The sequence below is a fragment of the Roseateles amylovorans genome, from assembly GCF_025398155.2.
GTDB classification, from domain to species: domain Bacteria; phylum Pseudomonadota; class Gammaproteobacteria; order Burkholderiales; family Burkholderiaceae_C; genus Roseateles; species Roseateles amylovorans.
In genome coordinates, this window is sequence record NZ_CP104562.2 from 1,526,327 (window position 1) to 1,540,077 (window position 13,751).

At 69.7% G+C, this 13,751-nt stretch carries 7 protein-coding genes; 5 read left to right on the forward strand and 2 right to left on the reverse strand.

Annotated features, from left to right (window positions below; all coding sequences use genetic code 11):
* Window positions 1-37: 37 nt before the first annotated feature.
* A complete protein-coding gene (locus N4261_RS06570) occupies window positions 38-1,570 on the reverse strand; it encodes an MFS transporter (protein ID WP_261759400.1) in 1,533 nt (510 codons plus the stop codon).
* A gap of 214 nt (window positions 1,571-1,784) precedes the next feature.
* On the opposite strand from N4261_RS06570, the gene N4261_RS06575 reads away from it, so the two are divergent.
* The 5 genes from N4261_RS06575 to N4261_RS06595 are packed head-to-tail and all read left to right on the forward strand — an operon-like array spanning window position 1,785 to window position 12,883.
* Window positions 1,785-5,588: a DUF4132 domain-containing protein gene (locus N4261_RS06575; RefSeq protein WP_261759401.1), complete on the forward strand. Its 3,804-nt coding sequence runs from the start codon at window positions 1,785-1,787 to the stop codon at window positions 5,586-5,588.
* Window positions 5,589-5,602: 14 nt separating this feature from the next.
* Entirely contained in the window at window positions 5,603-6,724 is a 1,122-nt protein-coding gene (locus N4261_RS06580; protein WP_261759402.1) for an ATP-binding protein, read from the forward strand.
* 29 nt (window positions 6,725-6,753) lie between these two features.
* Window positions 6,754-9,306: a DUF5682 family protein gene (locus N4261_RS06585; RefSeq protein WP_261759403.1), complete on the forward strand. Its 2,553-nt coding sequence runs from the start codon at window positions 6,754-6,756 to the stop codon at window positions 9,304-9,306.
* A complete protein-coding gene (locus tag N4261_RS06590) occupies window positions 9,303-10,415 on the forward strand; it encodes a VWA domain-containing protein (protein WP_261759404.1) in 1,113 nt (370 codons plus the stop codon). Before N4261_RS06585 ends, N4261_RS06590 begins: the two co-directional genes overlap by 4 nt.
* A complete protein-coding gene (locus N4261_RS06595; RefSeq protein WP_261759405.1) occupies window positions 10,412-12,883 on the forward strand; it encodes a YehQ C-terminal OB-fold domain-containing protein in 2,472 nt (823 codons plus the stop codon). The genes N4261_RS06590 and N4261_RS06595 overlap by 4 nt, the downstream gene beginning before the upstream one ends.
* A 34-nt stretch (window positions 12,884-12,917) precedes the next feature.
* On the opposite strand, the gene urtE is transcribed toward N4261_RS06595, so the two are convergent.
* On the reverse strand, window positions 12,918-13,622 hold the full coding sequence (urtE, locus tag N4261_RS06600; RefSeq protein WP_261759406.1) for an urea ABC transporter ATP-binding subunit UrtE: 705 nt from the start codon (window positions 13,620-13,622) through the stop codon (window positions 12,918-12,920).
* Window positions 13,623-13,751: the final 129 nt, after the last annotated feature.

The following is a 13,751-nucleotide window of genomic DNA, read 5'->3' on the forward strand; positions in this document are numbered from 1 at the left end:
CGGCGGCAGCTGCTGCCTGCCGTTATTGATCGTGCCTTCAGTGAGGTTCCACCGAGGGCGCGGCCGGCACCTCGGACCCCGGACGCCCACCGCGTGAGGCCCGGGGCCGCCCGAACAGGCGCCGCTCGGTCAACCGCTCGAACGGGAACAGGCTGCCCAGCGCGCCGCCGATGGATGACAGCTGCTGGGCCGACCGCATCGCCTCCAACCCGAGTTCCTGCACCACGCGGCGCTCGCTGACCTCGGTCCCTTCCTTGACGCGGGACAGCGCATGCATCACATACAGACCCATCGCGGCGGAGGCGGCGAACAGGAACTCGATGTGGGCGAAGCGCAGCACCGACACCTCGTTCACCGCCACCGGCGAGACCCAGCGCACCACCACCGACAGTTGCCGTGACTGGAACCATTCCGCCGCGAGTCCGGCCAGGATGGGCGCCATGCCGCCCGCCACGGCACACACCAGCCCCACCGCTGCCAGATAGGCGGTGCCCTGGCCTTGCGGCGCCAGCTTCAGTCCCAGGTTGCCGGTGGCCAGGCCGATCCCGCCGCTGGCCGCGCCCATCAGCAGATGCACCCCGAACAGCAAGGCCAACTGCAAGCCATACGGCTCGCCCACCCGGGTGAACACCAGCCCCAGCGCGCAGATGAAATACAGCGGCAGGGCGACCGCGAGGATCGCCTTGTTGGAGAGTCGGTCCGACACGCGGCCCCACGACAGCAGCGTCAGCGCATTCGCCGCCTGGGCGGTGACCCACAGCGCAGTGACGGTGCCCAGTCCGTACTGCAGTTGCTGCAGCAGATACACCGTCAGGAACGGCGCGGAAAAATTGGTGGCCAGATTCCAACTGCCCAGCAGCACCAGCACGCGGCGGAAGTTGCGGTCCAGGAAGGGCGCCTTGAGCTTGTTCAGCGTCTTGCCCGGCGGGCCGGCTTCCAGCATCTGCGGCTCCGGCGTGCGTGACAAATACACCGTGCTCATCACGCTGGCCAGGCCGGCGACCAGGAAGGACACCACATAGGCCAGCCGCACATCCCCCATCGGCGGTCGGTCCGACAGCAACCCCATGCCCAGCGTGCACAGGCTGGCCAGCAGCGTGGCGGCCAGCAACCGGCGCGAGAAGAAGCTGCCCAGGCTCTGTGGCGGCAGCAGTTGATGGAACCAGGAATTGATGGCGCAGCCCGCCACCGCGCTGGTGCTGGTGATGGCGAACTGCGCCGCCAGCAGCCAGGCCAGGGCGGCCGATTTGTCCTCCATCAGCGGCAGCGCGGCCAAGGCCAGGATCACCACCCGGGCCGCGGCCAGGGCGAAGATGCTCAGCCGCTTGCGCAGGCGCAGGCGCTCCACCAGCAAGGTGGCCGGCAACTGCAGCACCTGCATCGCGAAGGGCAGGGCCGCCAGCAGGCCGATCAGCAGGGGGCCGGCCCCCAGGCTGAGCGCGAACGACACCAGCACCACGCCGCCCGACAGCGACCCGATCATGCTCGCCCAGGCGGACTCGCGCACCAGCACGCGCTGCGCCTGTGCGAGCTGCTCGTCGGAGACCTGGGGGACGGGGCTGAGGATCATCGCGTGGCGGCACCCGGGTGTGAAGGCCAGCGCTGACGGCAATCCGCGTTCCGGCCGCAGCGGGAGGTCGGGCGCGTCGTGGCGGTGTGAGGTGCGGCGTGGCGGCTCAGCGCGCGAACTGGCTCACACTGGCTCGTCCGGTGAGCTTTCTGCTTGGCTATAGTGCCTCGGACAAAACGACGGACATGCCGTGAAAGGGCATGGGAGGACAAGCATGCTGCAGTGGCTAGGCAAGGCGCTCGGGGGTGACCTTGAGGAGACGCCGGGAATTCCGCCGGAATGGAAAACCCAGTTGGCGGCGAGGCTGGACCGGCCGATCGCCCGGCCACCCCATCTGAAGGAGGGCCTGGCCGAGGACATCGCCCGCTACCTGCTGACCGGCCAGCCCGAATCGGTGCTGACGGACGCCGGCCAATCGGTGGGCATCGGCCAGGTGATGGGGGTGGTCGGCTACGGTCATGATGAAACCGGCGGCATGTACCAGTACATCGCCCAATTGCCGCAGGCGGTCCTGGCACGCTGGGCGCTGCTGCTGGAGGCCTGTACCGGTTCCCGGACGGCCACGCATGTGTCGTCCAGTCCGCTCTACCTGTCGCTGCCGGCGGGCGCGCGCTGGGCGGAGGTGATGCTGGTACAGGGCGCGGGCATCTGCCTGAACACCTGGTCCAGCCGGGCCCAGTCCCGCACGCCGTTCGCGACCGTCGAAGGTCTGTTGCAGGCCCAGGGCCATCCGGAAGCCTTGCTGCTCACCAGTGCCTTCGCGCCCAGATTGAACATGCGCCAGCCACTGGTGGCGAGCATGCCCGGTTATGCCGAGGCGCTTGATCAGCATCTGGAACGCCTTCGCCCGTTGATGTCGCCGACCGCGGTGGACGCCCGCCTGCACATTCTGAAGCTGCTGAAGCCGGCCTTGGAGACCACCCTGATCCGTCTGGCGCCTGAACTCGCCCAGATGGCGGTGGCGGGCAGCCGTCAAGTGCGCGGCGAGGCCGAGCTGTTTGCGTTCAAGGTGCCCGACGCGCTGGCGCCGGAGCTCCAGCGGATTGCGGTGCAGGACAAGCCGGAGCAGCGCCAACTGGCCCTGCGCCTGCTCTACCGGCTGGGGTCGACCCGCCAGCGCGCCGACTGGACCGACTTCGCCCGCACCACGGCGGCCGCCGACAAGGCCAGTTCCATCCAGGCGCTGATCCAGGAGTGGGACAGCGTCGCCGCGGCCTCGGCGGGCGACGTCAGTGCCGAGCTGCCGCCTTACGCCGTGCCGGTGATCGACTGGACCTCGGACGGCCTGCCGTCGGACGAGGCGCTGGACGGCTTCTGGGCGGCGCTGAACCAGGCCATCGACGCGGACAACGCCCTCACCCGCAAGCGCCATGAGGAGGCCGCCGCGCGAGGGCATCAGTGGGTATTGCACCTCGTCGAACCCTATGGCGCAGAGACTCGGGCGCACTTGCTGACCTATCTGCGCGGCGATGCCGCCAAGCCGGCGCAGACGGCGTCGGTCCAGGGACGGGTCGGCTGGGGCTTCGTGGCCCCGCAGATCCAGGCGCTGGCCGAGGCCGGTCAGCTGTCGCCGTTGTCGGCGATGAAGATGCTCAGCTTCTTCCAACTGGCTGCGGATCGCGATGGCGAATTCAGTCATCCCGCCTGTCAGGTGTTTGATGCCCTGCATCGGCGTGACGGGCATCCCACCTTGCTGGAGCTGGCCGCGATGGTCGAGGGTCAGGGCTTGCCGCCCGAGGGCCTGATCCGCAACTATTGCCGCACCTGGGGCGGCTCGCTCGCCAATGATTGGTCGGATGACGCGGTCTGGCCCTTCGTGGCCCACCATGTGGAGGAGGTCGCCGCGCGCCTGGCCAAGCCCAATCCGGGCGATTACACCTTCGAGGCCTCCAAGCTGTTCCGCGCGGTGGGCACCTTGCCGGTGATTCCCTCGGCGCTGGTGAGCGTGCTGTTCGACCTGGCCCTGGCGGGCAGCAAGGTCGCCCGACTGGCGGCGCAGCGCGCATTGCAGCGGCTGCCCGGCAAGGAGGAACGCATCATGGCCGCGCTGTCCGACGGCCAGTCCGAGACCCGCGCCAATGCCGCCGCATGGCTGGCCCGTCTGCGCCATGCACCGGCCCTGCCGGCCCTGGAGGCGGCGGTGCGCAAGGAGAAGCAGGACATCGCCAAGGGCGCTTTGCTCGAAGCGCTGCTGGCGCTCGGCCAGCCGGTCGAGAAGTACCTGGACCGTGACGCACTGGATGCCGAGGCGGCGAAGCTGATCGCCAAGGGGCTGCCGAAGGATCTCGCCTGGTTCCCCTGGTCCGCGCTGCCCACGGTGCGCTGGGCCGACAACGGCCGCGCCGTGCCCGCCGAGACCCTGCGCTGGCTGCTGGTGCAGGCCTTCAAGCAGAAGTCGCCGGAACCCAATGCGGTGCTGCGCAAGTACTGCGGCATGTTCGATGCGCGCGACCGCGAGGCCCTGGGCCAGGTCGTGCTGGAAGCCTGGCTGGTCGAGGACGTGCGCCCGATCCCGGCAGACGAGGCGCTGGCGCGGGCCACGCAGGCCGCCCAATCCACCTTCCAGAGCATGGCAAGCTATCCCCAGTACTACCAGGACGATCCGAAACTGGGCAAGACGGTGGAAGAAATCACCGCCATGATGCTGCCCGGCTACCTGCGCCAGCCCGCCGGCAGCGCGGTCGCCAGCAAGGGGCTGCTGGCGGTGGCGTCGGCCTGTGCGGCCGAGCGTGCGGCGCCCCTGGTGCATCGTTATCTCAAGGAGTGGTACGGCCAGCGTGCCGCGCAGGGCAAGGCCCTGATTGCGATGCTGGCCTGGATCGCACATCCGTCCGCCACCCAGCTGATGCTGGCGGTGGGCTCGCGCTTTCGCACCAAGAGCTTCCAGGAAGAGGCCACCCGGCAGGCTGCCGCACTGGCGGAGCGCAACGGCTGGACCTTGGCCGAACTGGCGGACCGCACCGTGCCCTCGGCGGGTTTCGACGAGGACGGTGTGATGGCGCTCAGCTACGGCGGTCGCGAGTTCACGGCGCGGCTGCTGCCCAGCTTCAAGATCGAACTCTTCAATCCGGACGGCAAGAAGATCGCCGCACTGCCTGAGCCGCGGCAGGACGACGATGAGGAGCAGGCCCGCGAGGCGAAGAAGGCGCTGAGCGCAGCGAAGAAGGAGCTCAAGAGCATCGTCGAGCTGCAGACCGACCGCCTCTACGAAGCCTTGTGCACCGGACGCGCCTGGCCCCAGGCCGACTGGCGCGACTATCTGCTCGCGCATCCGGTGCTTCGGCACCTCGTGCAGCGGCTGATCTGGGTGGAAGTGGCACCGCCCGAGTCCGAGGTCGATTCTGTCGATGCCGACGCGCCCGGCCATGACCCGTCATCGTCCACCCCATCGACGACGCCATTACCCGCCGCATCGGCAGGCCAGGTGTTGCGCAGCTTCCGCCCACTGGACGACGGCACGCTCACCGATCTGGACGACAACGAGGTGGTGCTGGCGCCGCAGGCCTATGTCCGCGTGGCCCATGATTCCCTGCTGACCGAGGCGCAGGTGCGGGCCTGGCAGCAGCATCTGTCGGACTACGAAATCACGCCGCTGTTCCAGCAGATCGGCAAGGGCGTCTACCAGTTGCCGGCGGATCGGGCCAAGGCGGATGCGATCAAGGACTTCGAAGGTCACCTGATCGAGACCTTTGCCTTGCGCGGCCGCGCGACCAAGCTCGGCTACCTGCGCGGGCCGACCGAGGACGGCGGCTGGTTCATGACCTACCTGAAACGTTTCCCGACGCTGGGCCTGGAGGCAGTGATCGAGTTCACCGGCAATCCGCTGCCGGAGAGCAACCGCACGGTGGCCTTGATCTCGCTGAGCTTCCAGCGCGCCGGGCAGGACGCGAGCGGCCGCAGCCTGGCCCTGGCGCAGGTGCCTGCCATCCTGCTGTCCGAGTGCTACAACGACCTGCGCCTGATCGCGGCGGAGGGCACCGGCTTCGATGCGGACTGGCGCAAGAAGAGCGAATATTGAAGGGCCGTATCGACATGACGACGCCATCCACCGACACCGCACGCCAGGCGGCGACCGCGTTGCGCGCCCCTGCCGAGGTCCTGCATGCGGAAGAACTCGCGCGGCTGGCCGAGGCCGACCACGGCCCCCGACCCGAGGGCTGGCGACTCTCGCCGCGCTCGGTGCGGGCCTTCATCGTCGGCGACGATCGACTGGGCGTGCGGCGCAAGTTTTATGGCGACGATGCGCTGATCGACCGCTGCATCGTCACCCTGATGAGCGACCGGGGCCTGCTGCTGGTGGGCGAGCCAGGCACCGCGAAATCGATGCTGTCGGAGCTGCTGTGCGCGGCGGTTTCCGGCCGCTCCGGCTGCGTGGTGCAGGGCACCGCCGGCACCACCGAGGACCAGATCAAGTACGGCTGGAACTATGCGCTGCTGCTGGCGGAGGGCCCGTCGATGCGGGCGCTGGTGCGCGGGCCGATGTTCGATGCGATGCGGGAGGGCGTGCTCTGCCGCTTCGAGGAACTGACCCGGGTGCAGCCCGAGATCCAGGACAGCCTGATCAGCCTGCTGTCCGAGAAACTGCTGCATGTGCCGGAGCTGGATGGCGACGACGGGCTCGTCTTTGCCGCGCGCGGCTTCAACGTGCTGGCCACCGCCAACATCCGCGACCGCGGCGTGCATGAGATGTCCAGCGCGCTGAAGCGCCGCTTCAACTTCGAGACGGTGCGTCCGATCGCCGACCGCAAGCTGGAAACCCAGCTGGTGCGCGAGCAGACCGATGCGCTGCTGCGCCGCGCCCGGGTGGAGGTGGACCTGCCGCCCGATGTGCTGGAGCTGCTGGTCACCGCCTTCCATGACCTGCGTCAGGGCGTGACCGCCGAAGGCGTGGTGGTGGAGCGGCCGGCGGCGGTGATGTCGTCGGCCGAGGCGGTGTCGGTGGGCTATGCGGCCTGCCTGGATGCGCACTTCTTCGGTAGTGGCGACGTCGGCGGGGAACACATCGCGCGGCAGCTCATCGGCACCGTGCTCAAGGACAACCCGGACGACGGAAAGAAGCTGCGCCACTACTTCGATGTCGTGGTCAAGCAGCGCGCGCAGCGTCAGCCGCAGTGGAAGCGCTTGCTGGAGGCGCGGCGGGAACTGGATCGGTGAGTCGCGCTCGCGCACCGAGGCCGGACGCGGTGTCGCTGCCCACCGCCGAGTCGCTGCGGGCACTTGGCCGACGGCTGCTGGGCCCGGAGCTGATCGTGTTCCCGGTGCGCCACCACAGCCCGGCCTGCGCCTGGCATCTGCAGCGTTTGATGCGCACGCTCAAGCCGTCGGTCGTGCTGGTCGAGGGGCCGCGCAGCTTCAGCCCTTTGGTGCCGTTGCTGGTGGATCCGCAGGCGCGCATGCCGTTGGCCATCTACAGCTATGCGGTGGAACAGCGGCCGCCGGGCGGCGGGGATCGCGTCGCGGGTACCGCCAAGGATGACGCAGCGGAGGACGCCGCGAACGCCCCTCGCCGGCATGCGGCCTACTACCCGTTCTGCGACCACTCGCCGGAACTGGTCGCCCTGCGCGAGGCGCAGGCCCTCGGCATCGAGGCCCGCTTCATCGATCTGGACCATGCGGAACAGGCCCTGATCGAAGCGGCGGAAGCGGATCGGCGGGCGGCGGCCGAGGACGGCCAGGCGCAGTCCTTGCTGGACGAGCGCCACCTGGGCCGCAGCCAGCACCTGCAGCTGCTGGCCGAGCGGCTGGGCTGTCGCGATCACGAGGCGCTGTGGGAGCATCTGTTCGAGGTCTCGGCCACGGCGCTCACGCTGGAGGCCCATGTCGCCCAGGTGGCCGCCTATTGCCAACTGGCGCGATCCGACCATGACGACGCCCAATTGCGTGCCGACGGCACCCTGGCGCGCGAGGCGGAGATGGCCTGGCACATCCGCCAGGCGCTGGCGGCGCGCGCCGACGGCGCGGGGCCGGTGCTGGCGGTGGTCGGCGGCTTTCATGCCGTCGTGCTGCCGGACCTGGTCGCCGCACCAGCCATCCAGGCGCCGGCCCGGCCGGTGATCTCCCGCGCGACCATCACCGATGAATCCGCCGCGCTGATCCGGTATGGCTTCGACCGGCTCGACCGATTGAACGGCTATGCGTCGGGCATGACTTCGCCCGCCTGGCATCAACTGCTCTGGGAACGGCTGCAGCGGCATGACAAGGCCGGGCTCTTCCGCGACCCGGCCGCCGCCTTCGCTGCGGGCGTGCGCGTGCGACAGGACGCGGCCCTGGACACGCTGCTGGCCATCGCCGAGGAACTGCGCCAGCGTCACGGCATTTCGCTGCCGATGCCGGCGGTGCGCGGCGCCTACGAGCAGTTGCTGCAGCTGGCGCATCTCCGGGGGCGTCCCGCCCCCATCCGCGACGATCTGGTGGATGCCATCGCCAGTTGCTTCGTCAAGGGCGACATCGACGCCGATGGCGCGCTGGTCATGGCGCTGGCCCATCGCACGCTCGGGGGGCAATCCATGGGTCAGGTGCCGCCCGGGGCGGGCCGTCCGCCACTGGTGCGGGACTTCGAGTTCCGGGCGCGTCGGCAGCGCCTGAAGATCGATGATGCGGAGCGCCGTCGCGTGGCCCTGGATCTGTATCGGCGGCCCGAACATCGCGTCACCAGTCGTTTGCTGCATGGACTGGCCCTGCTGGGCATTCCGTTCGCGACCCGCCTGGCTGGTCCGGACTTCGTGGCGGGCAGCGGGCTGGATCGGCTGCAGGAGCATTGGGAGTATGCGCATTCGGCGCTCACCGAAGGGGCGCTGGTGGAGGCGTCGGTGCAGGGCGTCACCGTGCCGCTGGCGGTGGCGAGCCGCTTCTCTGCGCGAATCGATCGCTATCAGGAGCTCCGTGAGGGACGCGATGCCCGCACCGGCGCGTCGCTGATGGTGCAGGCCTGCGTGCTCGGTCTGCATGATCATTTGCCTCGCCTGGTGCCGTTGCTGCGGCAGGCGGTGGTCACCGATCCGGCCTTCGAATCCGTGGCCCAGGCCGCGGGTGCGCTGGGCTTGTTGTGGGAATCCCGCGAGCCGCTGGAAGCGCGCGATCTGCCGGATCTGCCGCCGTTGCTGCGGATCGCCTATGAGCGCGCCACCTACCTGGCGCGCGACCTCCAGGGGCTGCGCGACGACGGCGCCGCGACGCTGTCCGCACTGGCCCAATTGCGCGAGCTGCTGGTGAGCCAGGCCGGCGAAGCATTGGACCGCAGCTTGTACTGGGGCGCGATCGAGCACCTCTACCAGCATCACGAGGCTGCGCTGATTCGCGGCGCCTGCGCCGGCTTGCTCTATGCGGCGGGCCACCTGGCCGATGAGGCCTTGGGCCGCGCGGCCCAGGGTCATCTGGACGGCCTGGCCCAGCCGCGTGATGCGGTGTCGTTCCTGCGCGGCTTGCTGAGCGCGGCGCGCGAAGCCGCCTGGCAGCAGCCGATGCTGCTGGCGGCCGTCGATGCCGCGTTGGCACGCTGGGATGAAGCGGCCTTTCTGGCCGTGCTGCCGGACCTGCGTCTGGCCTTCGCCGACATGACGCCCAAGGAGACCGACCGCATTGCCGAGGCCGTGGCGGATCTGCACGGCGGCACCCCCCTCGGCGCGCTGGTGCACCATGAGGTCACCGCCCAGGCGTTGCAGGCGCATCTGGCGCTGTCCGCCACGCTGGCCGATGTGCTGGCCGAGGACGGCCTGAACGATTGGATCCGCCCATGACGCCCATCCAACGCTGGCGCCTGGTGCTGGGGCGCTATGCCCAGTCGCGGCTGGGAGATGCCGGTGATCAGGCCCAGCAGCGCATGGACCGCGCGCTGGACTATCTCTACGGCCGCGAATACCAGGGCCGGGGCCTGCGTGGCGAGGTCGGCGCGGGGTCGCTCGATCCCTCGCAACTGACCTTGGTGAACTGGCTGGGTGAAGTGCGGGCGCTGTTCCCGCACGACACGGTCGAGATCATCGAAAAGCATGCGCTGGACCGTTACGGCATGACCGAGCTGGTCACCGATCCGACCACGCTGGAGCGGCTGGAGCCCAATCACCAACTGCTGCGCACCCTGCTGATGGTCAAGGGTCACATGAAGGGCGAGGTGCTGGACATGGCGCGCCGCATCATCCGGCAAGTGGTGGAGGAGATCCGCCGCAAGCTCGAAGGCGAGGTGCGTCGCACCCTGGCGGGACGGCTGAACCGGCAGCGCCATTCGCCCATGGCCGTGGCCCAGAACTTCGATGCCGCCGGCACTCTGCGTCGCAACCTCAAGCATTACGACCCCGAGCGCGGACAGCTGGTGGTGGAGCAACTGCGCTTCTTCGAGCGCAACACCCGGCGCCTGCCGTGGGACATCATCCTGTGCATCGACCAGAGCGGCAGCATGACCGACTCGGTCATCCACAGCGCGGTGATGGCCGGCATCCTCGCGTCGCTGCCGGTCTTCCGGGTGAAGATCGTGGTGTTCGATACCAACGTCGTCGACCTGTCCGGCCATGCCGATGATCCGGTCGAGCTGCTGATGCGGGTGCAGCTCGGCGGTGGCACCGACATCGGCCGGGCGGTGCGCTACTGCGCCCAGTTGGTCGAGCAGCCTCACCGCACGGTGATGGTGCTGGTGACCGACTTCTGCGAGGGCGCGCCCCCCGGGGAGCTGGTGCGGGCGGTCCAGCAACTGGCCGAGGCGCGGGTGCGGTTGCTCGGCCTGGCCGCGCTGGATGAGCAGGCGCATCCCGTCTATGACCGGCAGATGGCCCAGCGACTGGCGGAGTGCGGCATGGAGATCGCTGCGCTCACGCCCCAACGGCTGGCCCAGTGGCTGGTCAAGGTGGTCTCGTGAGCCGATTGCGATCTCAACTGGCGACGCAGCTGTCCCGGTACGACGAGGACGCCTTCGCCGCGCTGGCCAACAAGGGCCTGCTGCGGCGCGCCCTCAAGGACCTGGAAAAGACGCCGGTGACCGAGGCCGATGTGCAGGCGCTCGGTCCCGATGAGGCGGCCGGCCCAGGCCCTGCGTTGCTCATCCACACCGGGGGGCAGCAGGTGCGCCTGGATGCGCGTGGCCCCGCGCAAGCCGTCTGCGGTTGCCCGGCCAGCGGGGTGTGTCAACACATCCTGGCGGCCGCGATCGGGCTGCAGCGTTTGGGCGCGGGCGGCGACGGGGGCGGCGATGCGGCGTCGGGCTCGACCTTGCCCGCCGATCCCTCTTCTGCGCCCGACGCAGGAAGCTCACGCAGCGCCCCGACGGCGACGGACACGACCCGCGCGGCCCCGGCCCCGGCCCCGGCCACGGCCACGACGGCGACGGGGTTGCCTTCGTCGCCGCCACCGTTGGCTCCTTCTGTCGCAGGCACCATCGCCGAGCAGACGGGCGAGGCCGATGACCAGCCGCTGGACGACCTGCGCCAGGCGCTGCTGGCGCTGCCCACTGACGTGCTGGTGCGTCACGCCGGCAAACCGGGCTACCGATGGGCCTGGCAGTTCGTGCAGGACCTGTCGCTGGAGCGGGACTTCCGGGTCGACGGTGACCGCTACCTGGTGCTGGGCTTTGCCCGGCCCCGGGTGGCCTTCCGCTACATGGGCGGCGGATTGGACAGCCTGATCATCGACACCGAGCTGCCGCAGCCCAACAAGTACCGTGTGGCCGCGGTGCTGGCGTTGCGTCTGGCGTTGGGCCTGGCGGTGGCGGAGCCGGAAGCGCCCAAGCGCCGCGCGGCCCGCGCTGCGGCGCTGGACCTGGGCCTGGACCACGCCTTGCCGCCCGAGGCTGGCACCGCCCAGGAGGCCTCGCGGGCGCGACTGATGTTCTCGACCCGACAGCTGCTGGCGGAATGCCTGCGACTGGGGCTCTCGCATCTGTCCAAGGGCATCCAGGAGCGCCTGTCGACGCTGGCGGTCTGGGCCCAGGGGGCGGAGTGCCATCGCTTGTCGCGGCTGCTGCGCCGTCTCGCCGATCATGTCGAACTGCTGCTGGCGCGGGCGGGCGGCGCCGACGAGCATCGGCTGATGGATGAGTTGGCGATCGGCCATGCGCTGGTCGACGCGTTGGCCCGCGCCGCCGCACGCGGTCACGTGCCGGTGGCGCTGGTCGGTCGGGCACGCACCCGCTACGAGGGCGCGGGCCACCTCACGCTCCTGGGCCTCGGCGCCAGTCCCTGGCGGTCGGCCAGCGGCTATGCGGGGCTGACGATGATCTTCTGGAGCCCGCAGGAGCGCAGCTTCCTGTCCTGCACCGATGCGAGGCCGGCCTCGATGCGCAACTTCGATCCCGTCGCACGTTATGCGGCGCCCGGTCCTTGGCGCGGCCTGAGCTCGCCCGCGCAAGCCAGCGGCCGACGCGTGGTGCTCACCGGCGCGCAGCTCAATGAGCAGGGACGGCTGTCCGCCGCCGAAAGCACCCATGCGATGGTGGATGACGCCGGCTCCCATGCGGCCGCGGTGGGTTCGGCATCCGAGGCGGATGCGCTGATTGCGCAGTTGCCGGTGGACGAGGACTGGGCCGCGCTGTCGCGCCGCTACCAGGCCGACCAGCGCAGCCTGCTCGCGGAGCCCCGACCGATGGCCGATTGGGCGGTGCTGCGGCCGGCGCGCTGCGGCCCGGCGGTCTTCCAGGCGGAACGACAGACCCAGGTGTGGCCGCTGTTCGATGCGGAGAACCGCCGCCTCGATGCGGAGCTGATCTACCAGCCGCGCTCGGCTGCTGCGATCGAGCGCATCGAGCAGTTGCACGAGCTGGCGCCGCACACGCTGGTGGTGGGGCGCTTGCGGCCGGGCGCGTCCGGTCTGGTGATCGAGCCGCTGAGCCTGATCACCCCCACGCCGGGGCCCAGCGGACGGCGGGTGGATGCGCTCTACTTTGATCCGTCACCGCGAGGGGAACGGCTGGTCACCCCGCAGGAGGTCACCGGCCAGAGACGGCGAGTGACGCCGACCGCCGCGATGCCCGTGGCACCAGTGGTGATGCCTTCGGTGCTGCGGGACTTGCGGGTCTGGTTGTGCCGTCAGGCGGAACGGGGCGTGCCTGTCGAGCAATGGCCGCGTTGGCGCACCGAGGCGGCCGCATGGGCCGATCGAGCCATGGGCCATGGCTTCAGCCTGTTCGGGCGGGCGCTGCCGGCCGATGTCGAGGTCCCGGTGCTGATGCTGCGATGGCACTACTTGCTGATGCAATGCGAGCGACTGGCGGGCAGCCAGGGCCATGGGGGCCAGGAAGGCGATGAAGCGCGGGAAGTTGGCGAGGGCGGCGAGGGCGGCGTTGGCGGCGAGGGCGTTGATGACGTCGACGTCAACGACGACGCTCGCGCATGAGAGGCGGTCTGGGTGGGCCTGAAGCGGACTGGTCTCAGATGGCGACCAATCCGCGGATCTCGGGCTGTTGCATCGCGGCGCGGTCACCGCGGGCGATGACGGCGCCGCGTTCCAGGACCAGGAAGTCGTCGGCGAGTTCGGCGGCGAAGTCGTAGTACTGCTCGCAGAGCAGCAGTGCGACCGGATGGCCATCCAGGCCTTCATCGGCGATGCGGCGGATGACGCGGCCGATGTCCTTGATGATGCTGGGCTGGATGCCTTCGGTCGGTTCGTCGAGGATCAAGAGGCGGGGCGAGGCGGCCAGGGCGCGGGCGATGGCGAGCTGCTGCTGCTGGCCGCCGGACAGGTCGCCGCCGCGGCGACGCAGCATCTGCTGAAGCACCGGGAAGAGCTCGTACAGATGCGGCGGAATCGGGGTGCGAGCGGGCTGACTGGCCAGACCCATGCGGAGGTTTTCTTCAACGCTCAGCCGCGCAAAGATCTCGCGGCCTTGCGGGACATAGCCGATGCCGGCCCGCGCGCGCTGATAGGGCGTGGCGCGGGTGATGTCGGTGCCCGCCAGTTGCACCGATCCGCTGCGGATGGGGATCAACCCCATCAGGCTCTTGAGCAGACTGGTCTTGCCCACGCCATTGCGGCCCAGCAACACCGTGATCCGACCGGGCGAGGCGCTGACCGACACATCCCGCAGGATGTGCGAGCCGCCGTAATACTGATTCACTCCGGTTGCTTCAAGCATCCTCGACTCCATCCGATCCTCGTTATTCCACTGATTCGACGGGCTCAGCGAACGCCCCGTCCCGCACCGCACGATCAGTCGTCCCATCACCCAAACGCCCAGCGCAATGCAGCACAGCACAGCACGGCT